General features: G+C 35.8%; 18 protein-coding genes and 1 pseudogene. 5 read left to right on the top strand and 14 right to left on the bottom strand.

Annotation, left to right across the window (positions count from 1 at the left end):
* Positions 1 to 29: 29 nt before the first annotated feature.
* The 10 genes and pseudogenes from ACKU4N_RS12175 to ACKU4N_RS12220 form a co-directional block, all read right to left on the bottom strand.
* On the bottom strand, positions 30 to 1559 hold the full coding sequence (locus ACKU4N_RS12175) for a hypothetical protein (protein ID WP_321316593.1): 1530 nt from the start codon (positions 1557 to 1559) through the stop codon (positions 30 to 32).
* 54 nt (positions 1560 to 1613) lie between these two features.
* Positions 1614 to 3044, bottom strand: a complete 1431-nt coding sequence (locus tag ACKU4N_RS12180; protein WP_321316594.1) for a RagB/SusD family nutrient uptake outer membrane protein — start codon at positions 3042 to 3044, stop codon at positions 1614 to 1616.
* 21 nt (positions 3045 to 3065) lie between these two features.
* Positions 3066 to 6059 (bottom strand): SusC/RagA family TonB-linked outer membrane protein, encoded by a 2994-nt coding sequence (locus tag ACKU4N_RS12185; protein ID WP_321316595.1) that lies wholly within the window; start codon positions 6057 to 6059, stop codon positions 3066 to 3068.
* Positions 6060 to 6074: 15 nt separating this feature from the next.
* On the bottom strand, positions 6075 to 7961 hold the full coding sequence (locus tag ACKU4N_RS12190; RefSeq protein WP_321316596.1) for a 4Fe-4S binding protein: 1887 nt from the start codon (positions 7959 to 7961) through the stop codon (positions 6075 to 6077).
* A 408-nt stretch (positions 7962 to 8369) separates the two neighbouring features.
* Positions 8370 to 9008, bottom strand: a complete 639-nt coding sequence (locus tag ACKU4N_RS12195; protein ID WP_321316597.1) for a hypothetical protein — start codon at positions 9006 to 9008, stop codon at positions 8370 to 8372.
* A 16-nt stretch (positions 9009 to 9024) separates the two neighbouring features.
* A pseudogene (locus ACKU4N_RS12200) lies at positions 9025 to 9258 on the bottom strand (2Fe-2S iron-sulfur cluster-binding protein).
* Positions 9259 to 9500: 242 nt separating this feature from the next.
* Positions 9501 to 10220 carry an IS21-like element helper ATPase IstB gene (istB, locus tag ACKU4N_RS12205; RefSeq protein ID WP_321316459.1) on the bottom strand — a complete coding sequence of 240 codons (720 nt, stop codon included), beginning with the start codon at positions 10218 to 10220 and terminating at the stop codon, positions 9501 to 9503.
* Complete coding sequence (istA, locus tag ACKU4N_RS12210; RefSeq protein WP_321316599.1) at positions 10207 to 11787, bottom strand: IS21 family transposase; 1581 nt, start codon at positions 11785 to 11787, stop codon at positions 10207 to 10209. The genes istB and istA overlap by 14 nt, the downstream gene beginning before the upstream one ends.
* A gap of 155 nt (positions 11788 to 11942) precedes the next feature.
* Positions 11943 to 12134: a hypothetical protein gene (locus tag ACKU4N_RS12215; protein WP_321316600.1), complete on the bottom strand. Its 192-nt coding sequence runs from the start codon at positions 12132 to 12134 to the stop codon at positions 11943 to 11945.
* Positions 12135 to 12577: 443 nt separating this feature from the next.
* The gene (locus ACKU4N_RS12220; RefSeq protein ID WP_321316601.1) at positions 12578 to 13639 is read right to left on the bottom strand and encodes a helix-turn-helix domain-containing protein; all 1062 of its coding nucleotides are present in this window, start codon (positions 13637 to 13639) and stop codon (positions 12578 to 12580) included.
* Between the two features lie 258 nt (positions 13640 to 13897).
* Here ACKU4N_RS12220 and ACKU4N_RS12225 point away from each other — a divergent pair, with 258 nt between their 5' ends.
* From ACKU4N_RS12225 to ACKU4N_RS12245, 5 genes are all read left to right on the top strand, one after another.
* Entirely contained in the window at positions 13898 to 14650 is a 753-nt protein-coding gene (locus ACKU4N_RS12225) for an NYN domain-containing protein (RefSeq protein ID WP_321316602.1), read from the top strand.
* Between the two features lie 154 nt (positions 14651 to 14804).
* Entirely contained in the window at positions 14805 to 16325 is a 1521-nt protein-coding gene (locus tag ACKU4N_RS12230) for a carbon-nitrogen hydrolase family protein (protein WP_321316603.1), read from the top strand.
* A 361-nt stretch (positions 16326 to 16686) separates the two neighbouring features.
* Positions 16687 to 17994, top strand: coding sequence for a Na+/H+ antiporter NhaA (nhaA, locus tag ACKU4N_RS12235; protein WP_321316604.1), 1308 nt, complete (start codon positions 16687 to 16689; stop codon positions 17992 to 17994).
* Between the two features lie 464 nt (positions 17995 to 18458).
* Positions 18459 to 20576, top strand: a complete 2118-nt coding sequence (locus ACKU4N_RS12240) for an ATP-binding protein (protein WP_321316605.1) — start codon at positions 18459 to 18461, stop codon at positions 20574 to 20576.
* Positions 20577 to 20808: 232 nt separating this feature from the next.
* Positions 20809 to 21231 (top strand): hypothetical protein, encoded by a 423-nt coding sequence (locus ACKU4N_RS12245; RefSeq protein WP_321316606.1) that lies wholly within the window; start codon positions 20809 to 20811, stop codon positions 21229 to 21231.
* 180 nt (positions 21232 to 21411) lie between these two features.
* Here the strand turns inward: ACKU4N_RS12245 and ACKU4N_RS12250 are convergent, their stop codons facing one another.
* From ACKU4N_RS12250 to ACKU4N_RS12265, 4 genes are all read right to left on the bottom strand, one after another.
* On the bottom strand, positions 21412 to 21996 hold the full coding sequence (locus ACKU4N_RS12250) for an indolepyruvate oxidoreductase subunit beta (protein WP_321316607.1): 585 nt from the start codon (positions 21994 to 21996) through the stop codon (positions 21412 to 21414).
* Between the two features lie 127 nt (positions 21997 to 22123).
* Positions 22124 to 23749, bottom strand: coding sequence for a thiamine pyrophosphate-dependent enzyme (locus tag ACKU4N_RS12255; RefSeq protein WP_321316608.1), 1626 nt, complete (start codon positions 23747 to 23749; stop codon positions 22124 to 22126).
* 448 nt (positions 23750 to 24197) lie between these two features.
* Positions 24198 to 24989 (bottom strand): ABC transporter permease, encoded by a 792-nt coding sequence (locus ACKU4N_RS12260; RefSeq protein WP_321316609.1) that lies wholly within the window; start codon positions 24987 to 24989, stop codon positions 24198 to 24200.
* A 106-nt stretch (positions 24990 to 25095) separates the two neighbouring features.
* Positions 25096 to 25692 carry an ATP-binding cassette domain-containing protein gene (locus ACKU4N_RS12265; RefSeq protein WP_321316610.1) on the bottom strand — a complete coding sequence of 199 codons (597 nt, stop codon included), beginning with the start codon at positions 25690 to 25692 and terminating at the stop codon, positions 25096 to 25098.
* Between the last annotated feature and the right edge of the window lie 25 nt (positions 25693 to 25717).

The raw sequence follows: 25717 nt of genomic DNA on the forward strand, positions 1-25717 counted from the left end.
GGCATAAGCCGATCACTTAAACTCAGATACTAAAATCTGTTCATATATTTAATACTCATGGTATAAGAATTACCATCATTCGAAATGTAATATTTCGGATCAATACTGAAATCAACATCATCACAAGTGAAAGTAATATCAACCTGAATTTCTTTAGTTGCTGTATTGTATGTTCCTACTGATTTTGCAACTTGAATTGAAACAGGAGTTACCATTGTTGATTGAGAAATATCACCTTGCGTAGTATTTGAATCAGCATACCATGCATAATAAGATTCAGTGCCACCATCTACATCAACAGTTGTTTTTGCTTTCCAAACAGCCATATCAGCCTTATAAAACGTTAAAGTCTGCTCTGGGACAACAACGGTTCCTTCTGTAGCTGAAGCATCTGTTGAAACGAAACGAAACCATCCTTTTTCAGCTTTAATTTCAGTTTTACTATAAGTTGCTTCATTACTAAAGAATTTCACCAACCCCAAATAATCTCCAGCCTGTTGTTCATGTCTTTCCTGTTCAGCAATATCAATATTATTAGCACCTAACAATCTCTGATACTTATTTATAACTTCTGACCACTGATTATTATCATTCAATGAAACATTTGTGTAATGCTCGCCAGTTAAAGTTTTCCAATCTTGAGCAACAGAATCAAAATAGTAACGCATTAACCAGTATCCTTCTAAATCAGTTTTGTAAGTAATTGTTGGAGTAGTCCAATCTTCATAGAAATAACCATACTGGTTATCATCATTAAACCAAGCAGAAAAATCAACCTGAGGGTCAACAGCATTAACAGATACTGTATTTTCGGTTGCTTTAACAGCATAATCAGTAACAGATGGAGTAGTAAATGCGAAATCAAGAGTTTTGTTCATACCCACTACTGCTGTGTTTTTCATTGTTACAGTAAAGTCAGCAGAAACAGAACCTGCAGGAATCGTGATTGCATCGTTCGATAAACCAGCAAGTTCATAATCGGTATCTGCAAGTAAATCACCAGAAATAGTTAAGGGAATTATTAGATCTGAAGAAAAGGTTTTGCTCAAACCAACAGTTATCGTCTTCACTTCTTCCAAATATGGATTGGTTACCATATTAGAGGTTGCAAAAGATACTTCTGGAGCATCGGATGGAGGATTTGCATTGTCGATAATTGTGATAGCAACACTTGTTGTCGCTGTTAATTCGTAAGCCGTACCAGCCTTCAATTCAATACTAACAGTTTTGCTATCCTCAATAGCCGAAACATTAATAGGAGTTACAAAGATAGTTGCAGACGATCCGTTTGCTGGAATTGTAACTGTTTTAGCAATTTCCTGAAAATTAACCCCTTCAACAGCGGTTCCAGAAAGAGTAAGACCTACTGTGTATGCAGTTTCTAAAACGGCATCAGCATTTACTTTTACAACTAATGCAGAAGTCGCAGTTTCTGAAATTTCTACAACATCAGCAGTAATCGACAACTTAGGAACTACAGGGTCGTTATCGTCACTACAACTAACAAAAAAGATTGCTGCTACAGCAAGCCAAATTAAGTTTAAATAGTTTTTTTTCATCTGGTATTAGATTTTTAGTTATGGTTAATAAATATATTTTTTTGATTTCATTTTTTAGTATCCAGGGTTTTGCACCATTTGGTTATTGTATTCCATTGCATCTTCGGGAATTGGCAATACGAACAAATTACTTGGATAATCGATATTTACATTGTACAATGCATTGCAATCAACTCTGCGTAAATCTCTACCCATTCTTACAATATCAAAAAATAGGTGACCTTCAAAAGCCAATTCTCTTCTTCTCTCTTGAAAAATTTCCTCTTTTAAAGCGGCTCCTGATAATTGAAGATTTGCCGCTGCCGGATTGGCACGTTTACGAATTACATCTAAATCGGCACGAGCTTGAACTTCGTTACTTACCGGTAAGTTTAAGGAAGCCTCGGCACGAATCAAATACATTTCTGCTAATCGAATAATTGAAGTACATCTGTCTTTATCCGAAAATTCAATCCACTTTGTAGTTAATGTTTTACCAAGCTGTTCCGCAAATAACTCACCTCTCACATCTCCATCGTTATATAAACTAATTAAATCATCAGACGGTAATAAATAAAGACTAGTTCTGTCATCCATAATTCCAATTGTTTTAGAAATAGGGGCTCCAATACTTATCCCTTTATTATCGAGAATAAAAATATCCTCTTTGGTTGGTTCCTGACTTTTGTATGAATCAACAACTTCCGAATTATCGATAAGTGAAATACTTCCATCCTCTATCACTTTTGTTGCATATTCCTTGGCTTTGTCCCAATCCCCTTTGTACAAATAAACTCTGGCCAGCAGAGCCTGAGCTGCAACTTTTGATAGGTAAGCTTTAGCATAGCTTGCATCTTCAATTCCTAGAGCTGTTCCTAAATTTGCCTCGGCAGCCAATAAATCAGCAATAATATTTTCATAATTATCGTATAATAAATCACGCGACACCAATTCATCCCAAGCAATATTTTTCAACATGTAAGCAATACCAAGATGTTGTGCATTGGCAGAATAAGAATAAGGCTGAGCATACAGTCTGGTTAAATCGAAGTGAGCCATTGCACGAATTGCTTTTGCTTCGGCTACAGCCTGATTTTTTTGTATATCAGAAGCATCTTTAGCATCTTCAATATTCTCAATAATATTATTTGCTCCACTAATTACAGAATAGATATGCTCATAGCAGTTCTCCATATAATCATCATCCCCTTCCACCGTATGAGTAAACTGAAACGAAGGCAAATAGTAATAAGAAGTGGAAGCTTCAAAAGTAAGATCATTAAATTTAAGATTACCTCCTTTAATTTCAGGACCTATAAGCATCTGATTCCCATAATAACTTGAATTAGTCAGGTCATAATACACTCCATTTAAAGCTTCTTCCACACCACTTATAGTAGAGAAAAGATGATCATTCGAAATCTTGGTTTCATCATCGATATCCAAAAAATCGGAACAAGACATTAATCCAAATGCCAATAATCCTATGTATATTAATTTATTCATTTCCTTCTGTTTTTCTTATGATTAAATTCCAAGCTTTAGCTGAAAAGCAAATGTTCTAGATTGTGGAAACGGGTAACGATATTCAGCAATACCATTTCTTCCCGATTCTCCACCTTCTTTGTACCAAGTATAAATGTTTGATACATTAACGCCTATGGATGCGTTAGCTAATTTAATTGACTCACAAATATGTCTCGGGAAACTGTAGTTTAATGAAATAGATCGTAAAGAAATATTGGTTTGATCGTACAAGTATCTAGAGCTACTTTCGTTATACGTTACATCTTGTGCCAATCTTGGAATATTTGTTATATCTCCCGGCTTTTGCCATCTATCCAATAAATTTATGCTTTTATTATACAGATATAACTGCTTCTCTTTTTCCATATCTCTCGCTGCATAAGGCATCATTTTATCTGCTCCATATTCAAAAGAAATCATAAAATTTAAGTTGAAGCCTTTGTAATTAAAGCTATTCGAGAAACCACCCGTAAAATCAGGATTGCTCTTTCCAATAATAACTTTGTTATCGGAACTGCTTTTTAATAAACTATTGTCATCTGTAATAGAACCATCATTCATATACCACTGTGGATTACCATTATCTGAATTAACACCAGCATATTTGTATCCAATAACTAATGAAGTTGACTCCCCTACAATTAGTCCGTTATTACCAGAAGTAAATTGATCTGAATATGAAGACAATCGATCTAATCTACTCTTGTTAAAACCAATATTGAAGTTGGAAGTCCAATGCACTTCTCCCAGCTTGATATTATTTGCTTTTAAAGTAAATTCTAATCCATAATTGGTTAAATCTGCAGTATTCACAGCAATAGAGTTCCATCCTGTTTCTGGTGGTACATTTAATGATAGAATACCATCTTTGGTTTGGTTATTATAATATTCTACCTCCAAATTAAATTTCTTTAAGATTTTGGCTGTTAAACCAAGATTGAACTTATAGGACGCTTGCCAACCTAAATCTCCATTAGCCGCTGCATAAGGATTTGCAACCAGTTTTCCATTGTAATTCGAAGATGTTTCGTAAGAGTATAAGCCTTGTGCTGAATAGGATCCAACTTTAGCATTCCCCAACTTACCATATGAGGCTTTTAACTTTAAAAAGTTGATAATATCATTTTCGATCCAGAAATTTTCTTTTGAAAGTATCCAGGATGCCCCAAGGGAAGCAAAATTTTCCACTTGCTGATCGCCACCAAAGTATGATGAAGCATCAGCTCGATAGTTAATCGACATGAAATATTTTTTCCCAAAATCGTAATTAAATCGACCAAAATAGGAACGCATTGCACTCTCACTTTGGCTAGATTTCACGTCACTATCCTCGTCTTCTTTGGACTGACCCAGAATTTTAATTTTTTCGGTTATTAAATTTTCTTCATCACCAGTTGTACTGTTACTTTCATCGTGTTTTAGTTGAATACCTGCCGAAGCGCTAAAAGTGTGCTTCTTATATGAACCATTATACTCTAATTGAGTATAGCTAATCCAATTATTATTCTCACTTCTGGTTTCTTTGATATATCCACCTTTATCATCACCTCGTCCGTTCTCTTTAGAATAAAAAGTATACTGCTTGGTATTGGTATAATCCAAACCAAACATACTCGACGATTTCAAATTCGCGGTAATATTGATATCCAGTTTTAAACTGTTATTGCTATAAAACTTTTTCGATTCATTGATATTTTGCTCCAAATCGGCTAATGGATTAGCATAAGAATCCATCAATGTATAATTTCCATCTTCATCGTAAATCGGAATATTTGGTTTAAACGAATAAGTAGCAAAGGCTGCATATTTATCTGAATTAAAACTACTAATACCACCATTATAAGATAGTGCTATTCCTTTAGCCAATTCGGCATTTAGACTTAAACGAGTTGTTATAGATTCTGAATCATTGCCTTTGGTAGTTGTTTCATTATCATTATAACCTAAGGACAAACGATAAGTTGCTTTTTCGCTACCTCCGGAAATACTCACATTGGTTTGGTTTGACATCGAATTTTGAAGCGTTAAATCTCTCCAATTGGTATATACATCTGTCGCGCCAATTAAATTAGGAATACTTTCTTCTGAATAACCTGAATTGCGATAAAATTCAGTTGACAATTCAACAAATTGATCGGTATTTAAATACTGAACTTTGTTAATTGGACTACTTAATAAGGTTTTATGAGAAAGACTCACCTTTGTTTTCCCCTGGCTCCCCTTTTTGGTCGTTATAATAACAACGCCATTGGCTGCATTAGCTCCATAAATCGCAGCTGCCGAAGCATCCTTTAAAATTGAAACCGACTCAATATCCTCAGGACTAATTAAGGCTAACGGGTTAATTACGATATTTTGCTCAGCCTGAGCTCCTGTTGAAGTATTTATATTCGGATTTAAAGCATCAATTAGAGGAACTCCATCTAAAATGTATAATGGTTCACTTGATGCAGTAATATTCGAACCCAAATCGGGTAAAGAACTATTACCCCGAATACGCACTTTTACCGGGCTATTTGGATTACCATCATCGGATTCCAGATATACACCTGCTACCTGACCTTCTAACATTTGGTCAACACTTATAGCGTTGCTGTGCTTTAACAAATCATCAGACTTTACTTGTTCTACCGAACCAACAACGGCTTCGCGGCTTTTAACGCTTCCGTAACCAAGAATCATGACTTCTCCCAATTGCTGGTCTGCACTTTTCATCTTCACATTAATAATCGATTTTCCTTTTGCTGCTATAGATTGAGTTTCGTACCCTATAAAAGAAAACAAAACAACAGCGTCTGCTTTTGAAATCTTCAGTTTAAATTCTCCATCGATATTGGTAATTACTCCATTCGAAGTCCCTTTCTCGAGAACTGTAACTCCGGGCATTGGCAATTTGTCACCAGCTTCAGTTACTATTCCTGTAATTGTTAACCCCTGCGCAAAGACATGAAGCTGTAACAATACAAGAAGTGTTATACAATAAATTTGTTTCATAGATTGGTTATTTAATTAGTCTAATGGGTTCGGTTTTTTGATATCGAATAAAAATGGATTCGCCTTTTGTTCCACCTCTCCGTTGGTATACTCCAGAGTCAATTCATCTTTGCTTATCCAGTCTGAGATAGCCTGTGGTTCAACCATATCCTGTATGTAAAAGAATCTCACCTCAGGATTATTTTCATAGGTTGCGTTGATTCCCACGGCACCATTAAATTTTTTGCCAACATGATTTGCCAGCAGATTGAATAATTGTTCATTCTTAGGGAAATCAATCAAATCGACTTTAAACGATCGCAGCTGTTCTTTCGGATAAGTTTTATAATTATTAAATGTTACCTGATACTTTTGGAAGGTACGCTTCATTAAGTCCAAACCGTTTACAGCTACAGGTGATCGCACAACATCAACAACTTTGTAAGGCGTTTTGCGTCCAATTTTCACCGTATTAATGAGTCCTTCGATAGTTTCTTCGCTTATACCTGCATCACAAAAAGCCAACATTCTAATTTCAGTATCGAACTGTGTTTCCAACTGATATACTTTTGTACCAATTAGTTTCTCTGAAATTTTAGCTAAATCTTCTTTTGAAATGTATTGCTCAAACCTCAATTTGTGAACCACAAGATTCTGATCCAAAGCTGGTGCTTCGATGAACTGTTTTGCTCTGGCGTAAAGCATTTTTCGAATGCTTAATTCATTCAATTTTGTAGTATCGTAAACAATATTTGCTGAATGATCACTGATATAAGTAGATACTGCCAATATTCCTTCCACTTCCTTCATCTGGCGAACAAAACCCATCGAACTGCTAAAACAGGTTAGGTGACTTAAATGCTCTAATTTAAATTCCTTTGAATTATTCATTTGCTCCGCACTACCCCATGCTTTAGATACGGTAGGAAGATTATACTGACTGCCAATTAGTAAACCTGTTACAAACAGAACAACAACGATTACCGATGGCAGCCATTTTACATTTAATTTCTCGTTTAATGTAAGAGCACCCTCTTTAGGACAAGCCGAAACACAATCGCCGCAGATATTACAATCAGGATGTTTAACAAAAACAAGATCTGCCACATCAATTCCCTGAGGACAAGTTCTTGAGCACAAGCCGCAATCGATGCATTCGTGCGTATGACGGATTATTTTTAATACGGATTGCTTTTTAGTCTGTATTTTGAAAATCTCTAACGCATATCCTGCCAAACAGATAATTCCAACAATATATGCTATGTCGATACCTACTTCGAAAAAATACATAGCGCCTAAAACAACAACAACAATGGCTACTCCAACCCAATATTTAAAAATATTGGAGATTGCTCCCAGCGGACACATGTACTTGCACCAAAACAACCTGAACACAACATTCCCGATAACAAATATGGATATGGAAATGGTGGCATATAAAAAGTTTACCCGATGACCAAATAAAGTGATACTGGTATAAAATGGATCGTATTCCTTGCAAAATAGCTCACCTGTTTTTAATGTAATTGTTAGTGTTAAAAACAGAAGAATGTATTTTAGACTTCGAAGAAGTTTATCTGGAATACCAGTAATTTCTCTGCGGATTTTTAAACGATCACCTAATTTTCCAAGAGTTTCGGAAACTGTTCCTAAAGGACAAAGATGACTGCAAAATAATTTTCCCAAAACCAATACGGTAAAAATGAAAATAGCACCCAATACCATTTGAGTAACGGTCATATTACATGCTATTAATCCGTCTTGCATTAAAGTTAATATGGCTTGAATTCCTCCCATTGGGCAATATGCCTCAAAATCTACAGCTCCTAAACCTAACTGATTCCCTATAAAAAAGAAAATGATAAGAGCTAATACAGAAAACTGTAATATATTTCTGAAAAGGCTAACTCGTTTTTTACTCATAACAGTGATTAATTATTTTTTTTGATTTCGACCGAAAAGTGCTAAACAATCTTTTCTCTATCGCTCCAAATTGCGATTTGCGACTTCAAAAAAGGTGTCATTTCACATTCTGATACGGCTTTGTTTCACATTTTCAGATCATTACAGTTTTACTTAGAATCACTCTAAAAAAAGCAAATCATCATGCTATATTTAAGCGTTCTACACAACTATGATTATTTTTTACCACCTCCCCCCATTCTTATTAGGGTATACTAAACAAAAACTCCATTCATATTTGCTTTCACCTTATTTCTGCACAAAGTTGCCTGGATAGTATCAAACAAACAATCGCACGATATTGGTATTTTAAGCAAAAAAAAAGGTTGCAACTTTAATGTTGCAACCTTTAATTTTATATCCCGTAAATTATTTCTTTGTCTTGTCTTGACAACAATTCTCTTTGCCACAAGAAATATCACCATTTGCCTGTTTGGCTCTTTTCGCATCAGAGTCTTTTATTCGTTGAGGACTATGCAATAACGAAAATCTCAAGAACTTCTTGTTTGTCATCTCCGATACAGATTCATCTCCTGTATGTTCAATTACTTTTTTTCGTAATTCTGCCATAAAAAGCTTCATGTCAGTATCCCATTTATCTTCTTCCGAACTAAAATATTCATAAAACTCATATACATATTTATATGAATACTTATCACACAACTGCCTTATTTTATCTTCTGTAGTCCACAAATAGTAACTAGCCCTTAATTCACTAAATAATATTCTTTGTTGTGCAATTCTAGCTTTAGTCCAATCATTAAACTCTCCCATTAAAACAACACCTAGAGAATCACTACAAGTTCTTATCATTTTTGGATAAAATTTGTATCTTATTATAAATTCTTGAAATTTTTCCGGTGCGATTTTAATGTTAAAATCCCTATCCAAATATTTATACGAATGATTAAAATAATTATAATCACTTATAGCTGAATCCAATTTTTGTGCATTTACAGATAATCCAACGGCAAAAATAACAATCAATGTAAATCGAAACTTTCTCATAACTAAATATTATAATTTAAAATAACTCTTCCTCTTGATGTGTTCTTATTCTACAATCAGATACTGGTTGTGTTACACATGTAAGAACAAATCCCGCTGCAATTTGATCATCATCGAGAAACGTCTGTGCATCTTGATTTATTAGTCCTTCAATCAATTTACCAGCACATGTAGAACACGCACCTGCTCAACAAGAATACGGAAGATCAATATCATTTTCTTCTGCAATATCAAGAACATACTCATCCATTTGTACTTCAATATCCACACTACCATCTGGCGTATCTAACTGAACATTAAAACTACAAGGATCCCAAGGTACAGTTTTAACTTTTTCTTTATTTTCATAAAAATTGGTTAATGCTAACTTATAATTCTCTAAAGTTGAGTACCTATTCAATATTTGCATATTCCGGTGATGCTGACCCCTTGTCCGGGTGATACTGACCCCTCACAGAATTGAGGTTCAATGAACTTGATGGTCTGACAATATTACCGTTTTTTTCTTAAACTTTCTCCTTTTAATTCGATTCGGTATGAGGTGTGTACCAGACGGTCCAGAATTGCATCGGCTATGGTTTCCTCTCCAATGATGTCGAACCAGCTGGCCACGGGCAATTGACTGGCGATAATAGTGGAGGCTTTTCCATGCCTGTCTTCGATCATCTCCATCAGATCCAACTGTTGCTGTTGTTCCAAATGAGAGAGCCCAAAATCATCGAGTATTAGCAGATCCATTTTGGCCACCTTTTCAAAGAACTTGTAAATGGTTCCTTCGATGCGGGCTACTTTGGTTTTCTGCAACAGCTTTTGCGTGTTGTAGTAGGCAACTTTAAAGCCCTGCACACACGCCTGATGACCAAGTGCCGAAGCTAAAAAGCTTTTTCCGCAACCAGTCGATCCTGTGATTAGTACGGATTCACCACGCGACAGGTAATCGCCTGTCGCCAAGCTTGTAATCAGAGTTTTATCTACTCCTCTGGCAGCCTCCATCTTAAGTTCTTCGATAGATGCCTGATAACGAAAACGGGCATTCTTTTCCAGTCGCTCGAAGCGCTTTTGCTCTCTTTCCTGCTGTTCGGCCTGAAGTAGTATTTCAAGTCCTTCACTCAGGGAGAGTTCGTGGTGCCTTCTGGTTTCCTGCAGAGCCATCCAGGTTCGATTCATTCCATGCAGTCGTAATTGTTTAAATTGGGTTTCAATTTGCATCATAGCTATTCAATTTAAGTGTGGATTGTGAGTAATAGGCTTTTCCGCGGATATTCCGGTGCTCGGGTAAAGCCGGTTTATTTATCTGATCTATCATGTCTGAGGTTTTGTTATTGATCACATTAAGCAGGAATCTGTACGAACAGATCTCGTATTTCAAGGCCACCTTACAGGCTTTCCTGAAGTTTTCCGGATTGGTTTTTCTATGCAGGTTCAAGAGTCCGTCACAGGTCCGGTACAGCTGTTCGGGATGCTTATTCTGCTTAAAGACCATACTGATTAACTCATGGAGTTCAGGACAGCCTGTCTGAGCTTTTCGAAGATAGTACCCGGGACTTCGGTCCAGGTAATGGTTGTGGGCGGAACACAAGTGTTCCCGGTCGGTACTGTAGGTTCCCTTACCGTAGCTTCGTATGTGCACAGCGACCTGTTTGCCTTTGGCATAAATGTAAACCATGGAGCGGGTGTAAATGACCTTTACCTTCACTCCAATGTAGGCGAATGGCACACTATAGTAGTGTTTGTCTTCACTCAGGTAGACGTGATTATTCTTGGCTGCCTTAAGTGTCCGGTAGTATTTTAGCTCGAAAGGCTGTTCCGGTAAGCTGCTGAGCAGATGCTTCTCATCGGCGAGAAAACGCTCTTCACGGCAGTAAGGCTTCTGCTGCATACGGGTCTGGTTGTGTTCGCGGTTCTTCTGGCCGATGGCCTGATTCAGGTCTTTCAGACTAAAAAACTGCAGGTTCCGTATTTTTGCATAAATCCTTGTGTAGATCAGCCGAACCTGGTTCTCAACAAGTGCCTTGTCCTTTGGTTTGCGTGCCCGTGTAGGAATCACAGTGGTGCCGTAATGGTTGGCAAAATCCTCCATTGCCCGGTTAACATCGGGTTCATACCTGCTGGCTTTTACGATGGCCGCCTTCAGGTTATCCGGTACCAGTACCTGAGGGACTCCTCCAAAGTATTCCAGACTACATCCCAGAGCGTATAAAAAATCACCAACACTTTGACTCTTTACAGCCATGGCAAAACTATAGTCTGAATAAGGCAAGCAGGCCACAAAGACCTGACAGTGGATCACCTCTCCGGTCTGCACATCCACGTAGTTCAGTTTCTTTCCGGCAAAGTCGATAAAAAGCTTCTCGCCCGCCTGGTGCTGCAGTACCATTGATGGTTTGGAAGCAATCAAATGTTGTGACAGGTGATGGCAGAACTGAGTATGGCTGTAGCCTTGTGCATAATCCATACGGTACTCTTCCCACAATAGCTTTCTGGTAACTCCGGTACGTTTCAGTTCACGGGTAAAGTAATTCAGTTTTCCCTTAAAATGCTCAAAGCGTTCGTCCTTATAGGCTGGATTACCGGGATGAAACCTGGCTTCCAATACGGGATCATCCAGCAACAACAGGCTGTCAACATCCGTTTTCAATCGGGATAGTTTATCCAGGTACGCCTTCACGGTATTCTTGCTTACACCCAGATCCCTGGCTATGGTTTTCTTTGGGCTTCCTTGCTGATGCAAGCGCAGTAATTGTTTGATCTGACTCATAGGTTTTGGTTTTCCAGCCATCTGCATTCGTTTTAGTGGTCATCTACTTTCTGCCACTAAAGAACCAAAACCTGTGTTATTTTGAAAAGAGGGGTCAACATGATCCGGATTTTTGTTGATCGCTTTTCAGCTAAGGGGTCAGTATCCGCCGGATTGTCACTCTTTTTGACTTCTCCCTACGCAGGAAAAACCTTGTTTCCCGATCCGGATTTCAGGGGGTCAACATGATCCGGAATATCCAATATTAGCTCTTTTGAAAAATCCGTATGTGGATTATCAAAACCAAACTCCTTTTCAATATCTGCAAAAGTAAGTTGATTTTCCTCTTGACTACTTTTAGAACAAGCAGCCAATAACATTATACCCATTAGGACCACTAAAATAATTTTTTCATAAAAAAAAAATTAAGAATTAATAAAAACGATTACTTGTTCACTTCATTCTTATATGAAATTTAAAATTGACAAATCCATGAATAGGTAATCAAAATATCATTCTAATTAATAAAGTTAAGCTTAATAAAAAGTGCCATTTTACGATTTGATACAATTATACGTGTATCAAATCGCAAAATAGCATGACTAACACTGTGATATTATAATAGTTAATACGCTATATGTAATAAGTATAAAGAACAACATAATCTACATCAATGATCACAAATATTCAATTTCAACGACCACTAACAAAACTACTTGTGAAATTTAATATCAAATTAAAGGCGTATTTAAGAAGAAAACATAATTAATTCATAGGAATTTTACTGATCATGCCTTATATATAAGCACAATCAAACTTGAGGATGAATATATTAAATACCTTTTGATTTAATATATTCGGAAGGAGTTACATCGTGAAACTGTTTAAAAACCCGATTAAAAGAAGATTTAGAATTGAAACCACATTCAAATGCCATATAAAGTAAAGTTTGCTCTTCATGGGCATTGTTCTCAACTTGATTTAAAAAGAAATTGATTCGGTAGGCATTTATAAAATCGGAATAAGATCGATCGGTTACCCGATTAATTACCTGCGAAATGGTGTGTTCTGGAATATTTATTAACGAGGAAAGTTTCCGAAGTGTTAAATCACCATCTTTAAACAAATCATTTTCTTCAATATAAGTGCAAATTTTACTGTATTGATCTTCGTCTTGCTTACCATTTACATCCAATTTGGTCTTAACCTCTTTTATTGAGCTGGGATCATTTCCAAATGGATGTGCAAAAATATAGGCATACTTCGTATAAATATAAACGAACGAAATTACAAAAACTGAAACGATAATATTGATGAGCATTACCTGATCGATAATAAAATGAACATTATAACTATCGAGCATTCTTATAAAAAAAACTGCAGCCAATAATATAACAACACCATTCCCAATACTACATATCCACTTTACACCATAAGGGTTTGTTTTTCTAAATTGCTCATCCTCTTTAATTTTCCATATTACAGCGTATGCCGCAATAACATAGACAAGAATAATAAGGAATTTCATATACACCGAAATTACAGCGTAAATGTTATCGGAGTGAGAACAGCCACCCTCTTCCAAACAATCCACCAAACCCAATAATTTAGTCGTTGTTTTGTAGCCCATATAAACTGCAAAAGGGAATAAATGAAGCAGGTGTTTTCTTTCAAACTTAAAAAATGGAACAACAAGACTTAACACATAAAAGTAAAAAACCGTACCATGCAAAACATGACTACCACACGCAAACTCATAAACCCAATGAAAGTCTTCAAATAAATTCTGAGAGGAAAGAAAAAAAGTTATTTCAGCAAGAAATACCAATACCAACCAGAAAATAAATATCTGATCGGAAATGTGACTTAATTGTCTCGAAAAAATGGATGCCATAAAAAAAACCAATATGGCTAAACAGATAACAAATAAATAATCCATCCTATGTTAATCGTTCAATTACTATTCAATCTTCCCCCTTATCAACCCGACAATTTTAGCAATTTTCAAGCTTAGAATCAAGACGTATAACCAAGAAAAACCGGCGTAATTATCAATAAACATCACGAACACAACATAATACTCTTTTCAATAAAAGAACTTAATTTCCAATCCAATTCCTTACCTTAGTCCTACTATTAATTACAAAAAGTTATGAACGAAACGAATGATTTGAACCTTGCGGTTCTGATTGATGCCGATAATATTCCCTATTCGAACATTAAAGGAATGCTCGATGAAATAGCTAAATTAGGCACACCAAGCATTAAACGTATTTATGGCGATTGGACAAAACCTACTGTTGCGGGTTGGAAACCGGCCTTGCTTGAACATGCAATTACTCCTATTCAGCAATACTCCTACACCACCGGAAAAAATGCTACCGATTCGGCAATGATTATTGATGCCATGGACATTTTGCACAATGGTAAAGTAGATGGTTTCTGTCTCGTATCAAGCGATAGTGATTTTACCCGCCTGGCTACACGGCTAAGAGAATCAAGAATGCTTGTAATTGGAATCGGAGAAAAGAAAACGCCAAATCCTTTTATTGTTGCCTGCGATAAATTCATTTATATCGAAATTATTAGTGGTAAAAAAATCCGTGAGAAAAAGAAAGAAGCCACTGCAACACCTGCCGAAACACAGAAATTTGACAAGATTGACAAACAGTTTCTCAACTTACTGATCAATTCGATTGAAGACATTGCTGACGACGATGGCTGGGCTTTTCTTGCTGAACTGGGTTCTTTAATCAACAAAAAGAAACCCGATTTCGATCCTAGAAACTACGGATTTAACAAACTCACCCCTCTACTTAAATCAATGCAGCAACATTTCGAAATTGATGAAAGAGATAGTGGAAAACGTAATATCAAACACATTTTCGTGCGGATTAGAGAGTAAGAATGCTTGGGGTAAGTGTTAGTCTTACAGGTCAATTAAACATTATCTTAAAGGAGAAACAGATTGCACATATTCACAATTTTATTATATTTAATCTTTCCAAACAGAAGGATTTGTGCACTGTTACACATACTTCTCTGTTACCAATTGTAAAATGCAGGAAATAGAAAACATCGAATTGTCCTTCTTAAGTTTAGATGATTATCAGGAACTTAAAAAAGCTATGATTGAGTCATACACAAGTATGCCCAATTCATATTGGAGGGAACATCAAATCAAAACATTAATTGATAATTTCCCTGACGGTCAGGTAGTAATTAAAGTCAATAATCACATTGCTGGATGTGCGTTATCGATTATTGTTGACTATAGTAAATTTGATGACAAGCACACTTACAAAGAAATAACGGGAAACTATACTTTCTCGACGCACAATCCGGATGGAGATGTTTTGTACGGAATCGATGTTTTTATTAAACCGGAGTTTCGTGGCTTACGATTGGGCCGACGATTGTACGATTACCGAAAAGAATTGAGCGAACGTCTAAATCTGAAGGGAGTCGCTTTTGGCGGACGAATACCAAACTATCACAAATACGCCGATAAATTATCTCCAAAAGAGTACATCGAAAAAGTAAGAAGAAAAGAAATTCACGACCCGGTGTTGAATTTTCAGGTTTCCAATGATTTTCATCCGTCCAAAATTCTGAAAAACTATTTGGAAGGAGATGAAGATTCGAATGACTATGCTGTACTTTTGGAATGGGATAATATTTACTATGAGAAAAAGAATAAAAAACCCAGTATCATAAAAAAAGTAGTGCGGCTTGGTTTGATTCAATGGCAAATGCGGTCTTATAACAATTTGGATGAGCTAATGCATCAAGCCGAATATTTTGTGGATGCCGTTTCAGGCTACCGTTCAGACTTTGCCTTGTTCCCAGAATTCTTTAATGCCCCTCTCATGGCTAAAGACAATCATTTATCAGAGCCTGAGGCAATCAGAAAATTGGCTAAACATACAGAAACCATCGTTCAGAAATTTTCGGAACTGGCCATTTCTTACAACATCAATATTATTTCCGGTAGTCTGCCTGAAATCAAAGATGACCGATTGTATAACGTTGGTTACTTGTGCAAACGAGACGGTAGTATTGAGCGTTATGAGAAACTTCACACAACACCCGACGAAGTGAAAGTTTGGGGCATGCAAAACGGATCGGAATTGAAAGTATTTGATACCGATTGCGGGAAAATTGGCATCCTTATTTGTTATGATGTTGAATTTCCTGAATTGAGTCGATTGCTGGCCGACGAAGGAATGGATATTTTGTTTGTGCCGTTTTTAACCGATACACAAAACGGCTATTCCCGGGTTCGAAACTGTGCGCAGGCCAGGGCTATTGAAAATGAATGCTACGTTGCCATTGCAGGTAGTGTAGGCAACTTGCCAAAGGTACACAACATGGATATTCAATATGCCCAGTCGATGGTATTTACCCCCTGCGACTTTGCTTTTCCAGCCAATGGAATTAAAGCCGAAGCAACGCCAAATACCGAAATGATTCTAATTGCCGATGTAGATATCGACTTACTTCGCGAATTGAACCAGTTTGGTAGTGTACGTAACTTAAAGGATAGACGAAAAGATATTTATAATTTGAAAAAACTGTAATGAAATTTGAGAGCTTTACCTGAAGTAAAGCTCTCAAATTGATTTTATTGCCTGCCAAAAGACTGATTACAAAGAATCTTACACAAAGACGTAATTAATATCATAACATCCCTTGTAAAAACAGGGCTTTTCTTATTCATCAATTTGACGTTCATATTTTCGTCTATTATCAAACCGAACTAGTCCGATTTCAATCAAAATATTCCCGCGATATCCAGATTAGAAAAGTAAGTATGACTGACACCTAAAAAATTTCAGTGAAAACGACCTGTTTATTGCATGAATAATTACTCGTGATGGCGAATAAAAGATCATTTTTTCGTAAATTCATAATCGAATTAAATGAACAAAACCTACTTCTATGATAGATAAATTACTCATCACTCCATTTCAGAAATTTGTTAAAATAGAAAGCTTTAGTGGAATTCTGCTTTTTATAGCAACTCTGCTTGCATTAATCTGGGCAAACTCACCTCTTTCTCATTTATACGATTCATTATGGCAGTATAAAATCGGGATAACAACATCTAATTTCGAACTAAATAAACCAATAATACTTTGGATTAACGATGGCTTAATGGCTGTCTTCTTTTTCCTGATAGGGTTGGAAATTAAACGCGAACTCTTAATTGGCGAACTCAATACGGTTCGAAAAGCAAGTTTTCCATTTTTCGCTGCTTTAGGCGGGATGCTGGTTCCTGTTGCGATGTTCTTTTTACTCAATAACAATCAAAGCACATCAAACGCATGGGGAGTTCCTATGGCAACCGATATTGCATTCTCTCTCGCCATCCTTAAACTTCTTGGAAAAAGAATTCCTTTGGGTTTAAAAGTGTTTCTAACCGCTTTTGCCATTGTCGATGATCTGATTGCTGTATTGGTAATTGCAATTTTTTACAGTGGAGATATCCAATGGATTTTGTTAGGATATGCGGTAATTCCTCTTGCAATTCTAATCTTTCTGGCATACCGGAAAATCTATTTTCCCTATTTCGTTTTTATTATTGGTATACTCGTTTGGTATCTGTTTTTAAAATCAGGCATTCATCCGACAGTTGCAGGTGTAATAATGGCATTTACCATTCCCATCAGGCAAAAAATTGATATCAAGACCTATTCCCGCAAATTAATGGGCATTGCCAAGGATATTGAAGAAACATGTGAAAAACCAATCCTCTCTGATCATCAGATTGAACAAATCGATAATTTGGAAGATTGGACCAGTCAGGTGCAGTCCCCCTTACAACATTTAGAACACAAACTGCACAACTGGGTTGCCTATTTTATTATGCCGGTATTTGCATTATCAAATGCAGGAATCAAGTTTGGTACAGATATAAATATGGAACTGCCTTTGGTAATTAACATCGCCCTTTGTTTAATCATTGGAAACAGTGTTGGTGTATCCTTAATATCCTTAATCGGTATTAAACTGAAGTTGGCCGAATTGCCTAAAGGAGTTAAAGCCATTCAGGTAGTAGGAATATCCTTTCTGGCTGGGATAGGATTTACAATGGCAATATTTATTGCTAATCTGGCTTTTATCAGCAATCCTGAATTTATCGATTCGGCTAAAATTGGTATCTTGATCGGCTCATTTATCTCGGGAATAATTGGCTATTTGGTTCTAAGAGTTGGGAGTAAATCAAATGTAACACAACATGGATAATAACGATTCTTTACTTCGTAAGTCAACAATAAGTAATACTGACAAAACAAGATTGTAGTTTAGGAAATCTATTCTCAGATATAAGAATAAATTTTGTGTTTTTTTTAATACATACAGGTGAAAATAAAATTGAATAATCGGAAATAATACTCTTTAATCAGATAAACTGGTACAATAGTTTATCTGATTAAAAATTCCCAGCCTCAGATTATGAATAATTTACCTCTTCAACCAATAAATTCTAAACGTCCGGTTACTAAATCAGCTTTATCAAACAAAGTTTGGCTTTTCCATTTTTATCCTTCTATTTACAGTCGTGAATTATTTATTTTTACAGGTTAATGCTTATCCTATGGCTTAACTATTTCGTAATCATTTGATAACAAGTTCATGATAAAGCCGTACAACGATTGATAAAACCGTTCAATTTTAATTGAAATAATTTGCCCATTTAAGTTCAAAAAATGAAATATTTTTCTTTATATATACTCCTTTTTCTTTCTGTGTTATCTGGTTTTGGACAAGCTAAAATTGATAGTCTGGAACGAATATTAAAAACATCTGAAAAAAAAGAAAAAGCCCACATTTACTACCTTCTGGCAAAAGAAGTATTCTATAAAGACGTTCAACAGCTAACATACTATTCAAAAAAAGCTGACTCAATAGCTTACCGATTTCAAATTGATAGTATCAGGGTGAATGCTCTCAATTTTTTATCCTATGCATCAATACATTCCGGAAAACTTGATGATGCGATTGGCTACAACAAAAAGGCATTAAAATTAGCAAAAAGTAATACACTTAAGAAAGAATGCATTTCATCAAAATATTTTAAGGGATACTATTTATATGCTATAGGGCAAACAGACAGTTCTCTTCTGTATCTGCAAAACGCATATCAAGAAGCAATAATTGCCAAATATCCAGAATTAAAGCTTCGCTGTTTAAATACCATTGCAGCTAATTATCTAAATCAGGGTAAATATAAAAATGCTTTGGAAAATTTCACGTTGGCTTACCATATAGCAGACAGTTTGCAACTTAAGAATATATTAACAAATCTGTCGCTAAATATAGGAACAACTTTACTTTATAACGAGGAACTTGAAAAAGCAATTAATTATTTCGAAAAGGTAATTGCAGCATCAAATCCCAACGATGTAACTCTTGCTTATGCAACTGCTTTTAATAATTTGGGTGCCTGTTACAGCCGAATGGCAGATCACGAAAAAGCTTTAGTGTATTTTAACGAAGCTTTACCTGCCTACGAAAAATTAAACAATAAGCTCCAAATTGCCCAAGTTTATGCAAATTTGGGACAATCCAGTTATTTGCTAAACAAAACAGAAGAGGCAACAGGCTATTTGCATAATGCAATAAAACTTAATAGGGAAAGTAAGTCAACAAATCAACTAATTGTAAATCTTATTCTTCTTGGACAACTTCAAACCATGAAACAAGAATACCTTCAGGCAAAATGCAGTTTGGAAGAAGCCGAAGATCTTATAAAAAGTCACAATATCAATTATAACAAATCTGATTTGTATAAAATATACAGCTATTACTTCTCTCAAACCAATCAACTTAAAAAAGCTTTAGATTGCAAACAAAAAGAATTGAATCTAAGAGACAGTACCTTTAACAGAACGCGGCAACAGCAAATTTCGGAACTACAAACTAAATTTGAAACAAAGTTGAAAGAGAATGAAAACGAAAATCTTCGAAAAGATCTTGCTCTAACCCAATTGAATACAGAAAAACAAAACCAAATCCAGAATTTTTTAATTATTGTTGCCTTTTTGGTAATTATTCTTGTACTAATTTTGTTGAATAGAGCGCGATTAAAAAAAATATCTCATGAGATAATTGAAAAACAGAAATTGGAACTCGAAATTGCGAACAGTACGAAAGATAAATTTTTCTCAATTATAGCACATGACTTAAGGTCACCCTTTAGTGCTTTAGTTGGTTTGTGCGAGCTCTTGTCTGAATTATACGACGAATTGAGTGATGATGACCGAAAAATATATATTCATGATTTACATGAAGCTTCCAAGAACACTTTTAGTTTGCTGGAAAATTTATTGACATGGTCGAGAATTCAACAAGGAAATATTAAAATCGAAAAAAAGGTACTGAATATCTCAAACTTGATTCAAAATAGTATTCTTCCACATCAAGCTACAGCCAAACTTAAAAAAATCTCAATTACTAATTTAGTTCCTGCCCAGTCCAACGTTCTAATTGATAAAAACTCAATAGAAACAGTCATTATGAACTTAATTAACAATGCTCTCAAGTTCACGAATGAAGGAGGCACAATAAACATCTCTTCAAAAGAAAAAGGCAATAAGCTGATTATTTCTATTGCAGATTCAGGGGTTGGTATGACAAAACAACAAATTGATAAGCTCTTTAAAATAGATGAAAATAAATCAACATCCGGCACGAGCAAAGAAACTGGAACAGGATTAGGTTTAATTCTTTGTAAAGAATTTATTGAACTTAACAATGGGGAAATTTGGGTGGAAAGCGAACAAGGGAAAGGTTCAATTTTCTCGTTCTCTATAGAAAGATCCTGACAACAAAAACCTTAACACTTTCGAAAAAAAGCATAAGAAAACTATTCGTCAACGGAAAAACAAGTTTGGCAATATAGTTCATCTCAATAAATCTAAGATATTAAAACGAATTTATTTTTTTTACTGCATGTGCCAATCCCCCTTTCTTTCAGCCTGAATAATCAAAGAGTTTGATAGTAAAATCTCATATTTTTCGAGTAATTTAGGTGTTCTTATAAATAAAACCACACATATGGAACCTATATTATTAAAAAACACAATCTGCGCTGAAGATATCGACCATTTGATTCTGAAAGGTGTACATGATATGGATATAAATCAGGATAAAAGAGATGAAATAGAATCGGAATCTAAAAAACTATCCTGGAATTTTGTAAAAATAGTAGATTACCATATGCATAATGGTGAAAATCCTGACGCTTCCTATGCCTTTCAAATCGCAGTTAATTTCAATAATTTCACAGAACAATACCGACAGGTATTTGTAGAAAATTACAAAAAGAATGTATTGCTTGGTTTTGGCATAAGTGCAATTTGGATGAGTATTTTAAATGGGCTGGATGCAGAGAGTGGAATTATGCCCAATCACCCGTTCAAACGAGAAATTGCAACCTGCCTGCGAACAATTAGTGAAATTTTAGACAACAAAGGATAAAAACAAGTGTAAAGGCAAAGAATAAGACGAAAATGATGGCACACTTTAATAGGGTAACTGACTCAAACCTCACAAATTTCCAGTTTAGTCATTGTTGATTTCCTTGTCACAAATTATAAAAAATCCCCGTAAGGAAATAATTCCAAACGGGGATTTTGAGTTATAATAATTGAGTTTTGACTATTTGTTTTCCTGTGAGAACTTACGCCCTGCATGAAGAGCCTTAATATTCATATCTACCACTTCTTCCCCTTTTCTTGCGAAAATTTTACGAATACCTTCCTCCAAATATTCGAATGGAACATCGATAAACGGAGATGCAGCACCCAACATTACAAAGTTAAACGCACGCGCAGAACCAACTTCTTCTTTCGCTATTCTATCCGCGTCAATCAATACATAATTAGGCAAGGCTTTAATGGTTGCTTCCAATTTTTCCTGCTCAGGATAATCAGTAATATTGATAAAAGGAGTTGAATTAGTTACCACATAGCCACCTTTTTTCAAGTAAGGAAGGTAACGCAATGCTTCCATTGGCTCAACTGATAAAATGATATCAGCACCACCTTTAGGAATTAAATCGGAATAAATAGGCTTATCCGAAATTCTCATGAATGACTGAACATCACCTCCACGCTGACTCATACCATGAGTTTCAGCTTGTTTCATATATAAATCGTTGTCTAGTGCAGCAGAACCTAAAGCAGCGGCAATGGATAAAATCCCTTGACCACCAACACCTGCTATAACCATATCTGTTTTCATCTGTTTGTAATTTTTTGATTAAGGTCAGATGGAACTTACCATCGATCAAATAATTATTTTTGTGTATTTTAATAATTAGTTAATCATGGCCGTTTCATCTGTTTACTTTTTTCAGGTTAATATTTAATTAAGCTTTAGCCGCTGTTTTTGCCATACTTGCTTTCTTTATTTTTTGATCTCTAACATTCTTCTGTACACATACTCTGCGTGGAATAATTACAGAAACCCCTTTGTATTCAAACTCCTTACGGAAGATTTCCTTAATCTCATCATGTTTCTTAGGCACAGGAAGTAATACATGAATGTGCTCCTTCTCTACTCCTAAACCTTCGCAAATTGCTTCCAACTTGCCTTTAGCAGATGATTTCTGACCACCTGTCATTGAGATCGATTCATTATCAGAAATAATTACTGTAATTGGAGTCCTTTCATTAACAGCATCCAATAAACCAGTCATTCCCGAGTGCGTAAAAGTTGAATCACCAATAACGGCTACCGAAGGAATTAAACCAGCGTCAGCAGCACCTTTTGCCATAGTAATTGATGCTCCCATATCCACACAAGAGTTAATGGCATTAAAAGGAGGCAAAGCACCCAAAGTATAACAACCTATATCAGCAAACACACGACCTTCGCCATATTCTGCAATCACCTCATTCAACGCCTTGTACACATCAATATGACTGCATCCAACACACAATGCCGGCGGACGGGCAGCTACAATATCTGGTATTTCAAGACTTTCTTCAATTTTAAATCCAAGAGCTCTGCCAACCATATCCGGAGTTAACTCACCATCACGGGACAGAGTTCCATCCAAACGGCCAATAACAGCTTCTTTTTCCAAATATCCTTTCAGGATTTCCTCAATCACAGGATAACCTTCTTCCAAAACCAATACTTTACCGCACTCGCCGGTGATCTTTTTGATCATTGTGCGTGGAATTGGGTACTGGCTGATCTTAACAACAGGATATGGACAATCTCCATCAGGATAATTTTCCATTAAGTAATTATATCCTAAACCACAAGCAATGATCCCCATTGACTTATCAGCAGCATCGGAATATGTATTATAAGCTGAATCTTCTGATGCGGCTTCGAATTTCTCCTGATTGCTTAACAATTTCTTATAACGCTTACGCGCGATAGCTGGAAGTAATACGAATTGAACCTTATCTTCAGGAAGTTTCAACTCATTTTGTACCATTACCTCAGCAGATCTTGCAACACCAGCACGGGAATGAGCCAAACGAGTCGTAATTCTCATTAAAACAGGAATCTCAAAAGCTTCTGACAATTCGAACCCGAAACGAGCCATATCGTATGCTTCCTGTTGGTTTGACGGCTCTAAAACCGGCATCATGGCAAACTTACCGTATACTCGGGAATCCTGCTCATTTTGAGAAGAGTGCATAGATGGATCATCTGCAACTACGATCAACATTCCTCCGTTTGCTCCTGTAATGGCAGCATTCATAAAACAATCAGCAGCTACGTTCAATCCAACGTGCTTCATACAAACCATTGCTCTTTTTCCTGCATATGACATACCAAGAGCTGATTCCATGGCTGTTTTCTCATTCGCAGCCCAATCGCTGTGAATGTTTAATTCTTTTGCTTGTTTCGAATGTTGTATGTATTCGGTAATTTCAGTAGACGGAGTTCCCGGGTACGCGTAAACTCCGGACATTCCACCATCAATTGCTCCTTGAGCAATGGCTTCAACGCCTAATAATAAAGACTTTTGCATGTTGTATTTGTTTAACTATTTTGATTAATCTATAAGTTACAACACTTAGAAAAAAAAAGTGCCTGATTATAAAATTATTGATGTACTAAAACATCAATTACATTTACTCAAAAAATAGAATAGAAAATTGATCACAAGGATCGAGGTAGGGAATGGATTTTATAGTCCGCCAAACATTTCAAGGTAACTTACCAAGTAGGCGCAAACGTAAAAATAAATTTCAAGAAAATCCATATTTTTGCTTGTGAATTGGAATTAAAACAAGTCTTGTTTTAATATTCGGTACTAAAATACCAATATTTGGTTTAAAATCAACAAAAGAGAAACCAAAGCAGGAAGTTTAGAATTAGTTCAAATAACGAAAACGGTTGCGTAAAAATAAACTACAAAGTTTTTATATTGATATTCAACAAAATAACAAAAACTTCTTATAAACTGGCAAGGGATACTATTTCTTAAATAAATTGGCTTTAATTCGTCCAAAAGAGTCGAATGCAAAACGATTTGCCAGAAGAATACTAAGCATTAGATTTAAAGAGCAACCAACAAATATGGCGAGCATAATTAATATCTGATATTTTATGGCGACCATAGGAGAACTTCCACCTAAAATCTGTCCTGTCATCATCCCGGGTAAGGAGATTAAACCAATTACAGACATGGTAGCTATTAATGGATTTAAACCACTTTTTATGGCCGAGCGGATAAATGGTGCCAGTGAATTCTTTCTGCTATTTCCGTTCACCAAAAGAAAATAATACAAATCCTGTTCCTTAGTTAACCTGCCAAAATAATTGCTGATACCAACAATGTTATGATTTAAAGCATTTCCCAACACCATTCCTGATATAGGAATAAAGTAACGGGCATCAAAAACATAGTCGAGATGAATAACAAAACCTAGAAAGAAAGCATCCAAAATTAGAATACTTATAAATCCTGAAATTGCAAACGGAAGGATGAAAAACCGGTAGGTAAGCCCTGCCCTCTTAATTGTAGTAAAAGTACCAACCAAAATCATTACACAAACCCAAATTACATTTACCCAGGCATTGTTCCATGCAAAAATATATTCCAGATAAAAGGCGACCAAAGAAAGTTGCATCACCATCCGAATTAAAGCAATAACAGTTTCTTTAACAATTTTTACTTTAAAATAGATGAAGCCTGCAATGGGAATAACCATGAGCAAAAATCCCAAGGCCAAACTCCCTATTCCTATGTCAACGATTTCTTTCATATGATTATAATTTTAAACTTTTGCCATATGATCCCAAATGCTTTCGGAATTACCATGCAGGAATAATCATCTCCCTGTGTGTCAAAATATCTTTGGCATGGACGTTTCATAACTCAATTGTTCTGTTGCAATAGTCAATCCATTTCTTGTTATGGGAAGTTGAAACTATTGTTTTGTCAGGCAAGGAATTCAATGTAGCAAAGAGAAGATCGATGGAATGATCATCAAGAGCAGAAACTGGTTCATCCAGAAGGATTATTGGCTTATCAAGACCTAAGCATGCAGCCAAAACAATTCTTTGCTTTTGTCCTCCGCTTATTTCAGCAAAACTTTTATCAAATCCACATTCCCTAACTCCCAACTGATCCTGAAATTGTTGAAATCTTTCTACTTGTTCTGCATTCATTTGAAGTAAATCAGATAGCTCATTGGCTGAATCAACCGGTAAATTACTATTTTGCGGCAACCAGATCATTTTGTTTCGAATCGCTGCAATCGTATCGCTATTCAACTCTAAACCGTCAATTTGAATATTCCCGGATTGTGGTGTAATAAATCCCATTAATACTTTTAATAATGAAGATTTGCCCTTACCTGATGGTCCGCTAAAACATATTGACTCACCTGCAAAAACCTCGAAACTAAGATCTTTGCATATGAGTTGACCAGGAAAACTTAAATTAATCTTTTCACATTTTATCATGTTCACCTTCTATACTATAAAGAAA

Source organism: Labilibaculum sp., assembly GCF_963664555.1.
Taxonomy (GTDB): domain Bacteria; phylum Bacteroidota; class Bacteroidia; order Bacteroidales; family Marinifilaceae; genus Labilibaculum.

Excerpts from the sequence above, each read along its gene's own strand:
- ACKU4N_RS12175 (WP_321316593.1), bottom strand. The coding sequence starts at position 1,559 with ATGAAAAAAAACTATTTAAACTTAATTTGGCTTGCTGTAGCAGCAATC.
- ACKU4N_RS12180 (WP_321316594.1), bottom strand. The coding sequence starts at position 3,044 with ATGAATAAATTAATATACATAGGATTATTGGCATTTGGATTAATGTCT.
- ACKU4N_RS12185 (WP_321316595.1), bottom strand. The coding sequence starts at position 6,059 with ATGAAACAAATTTATTGTATAACACTTCTTGTATTGTTACAGCTTCAT.
- ACKU4N_RS12190 (WP_321316596.1), bottom strand. The coding sequence starts at position 7,961 with ATGAGTAAAAAACGAGTTAGCCTTTTCAGAAATATATTACAGTTTTCT.
- ACKU4N_RS12195 (WP_321316597.1), bottom strand. The coding sequence starts at position 9,008 with ATGAGAAAGTTTCGATTTACATTGATTGTTATTTTTGCCGTTGGATTA.
- istB (WP_321316459.1), bottom strand. The coding sequence starts at position 10,220 with ATGATGCAAATTGAAACCCAATTTAAACAATTACGACTGCATGGAATG.
- istA (WP_321316599.1), bottom strand. The coding sequence starts at position 11,787 with ATGGCTGGAAAACCAAAACCTATGAGTCAGATCAAACAATTACTGCGC.
- ACKU4N_RS12215 (WP_321316600.1), bottom strand. The coding sequence starts at position 12,134 with ATGGGTATAATGTTATTGGCTGCTTGTTCTAAAAGTAGTCAAGAGGAA.
- ACKU4N_RS12220 (WP_321316601.1), bottom strand. The coding sequence starts at position 13,639 with ATGGCATCCATTTTTTCGAGACAATTAAGTCACATTTCCGATCAGATA.
- ACKU4N_RS12225 (WP_321316602.1), top strand. The coding sequence starts at position 13,898 with ATGAACGAAACGAATGATTTGAACCTTGCGGTTCTGATTGATGCCGAT.
- ACKU4N_RS12230 (WP_321316603.1), top strand. The coding sequence starts at position 14,805 with ATGCAGGAAATAGAAAACATCGAATTGTCCTTCTTAAGTTTAGATGAT.
- nhaA (WP_321316604.1), top strand. The coding sequence starts at position 16,687 with ATGATAGATAAATTACTCATCACTCCATTTCAGAAATTTGTTAAAATA.
- ACKU4N_RS12240 (WP_321316605.1), top strand. The coding sequence starts at position 18,459 with ATGAAATATTTTTCTTTATATATACTCCTTTTTCTTTCTGTGTTATCT.
- ACKU4N_RS12245 (WP_321316606.1), top strand. The coding sequence starts at position 20,809 with ATGGAACCTATATTATTAAAAAACACAATCTGCGCTGAAGATATCGAC.
- ACKU4N_RS12250 (WP_321316607.1), bottom strand. The coding sequence starts at position 21,996 with ATGAAAACAGATATGGTTATAGCAGGTGTTGGTGGTCAAGGGATTTTA.
- ACKU4N_RS12255 (WP_321316608.1), bottom strand. The coding sequence starts at position 23,749 with ATGCAAAAGTCTTTATTATTAGGCGTTGAAGCCATTGCTCAAGGAGCA.
- ACKU4N_RS12260 (WP_321316609.1), bottom strand. The coding sequence starts at position 24,989 with ATGAAAGAAATCGTTGACATAGGAATAGGGAGTTTGGCCTTGGGATTT.
- ACKU4N_RS12265 (WP_321316610.1), bottom strand. The coding sequence starts at position 25,692 with ATGATAAAATGTGAAAAGATTAATTTAAGTTTTCCTGGTCAACTCATA.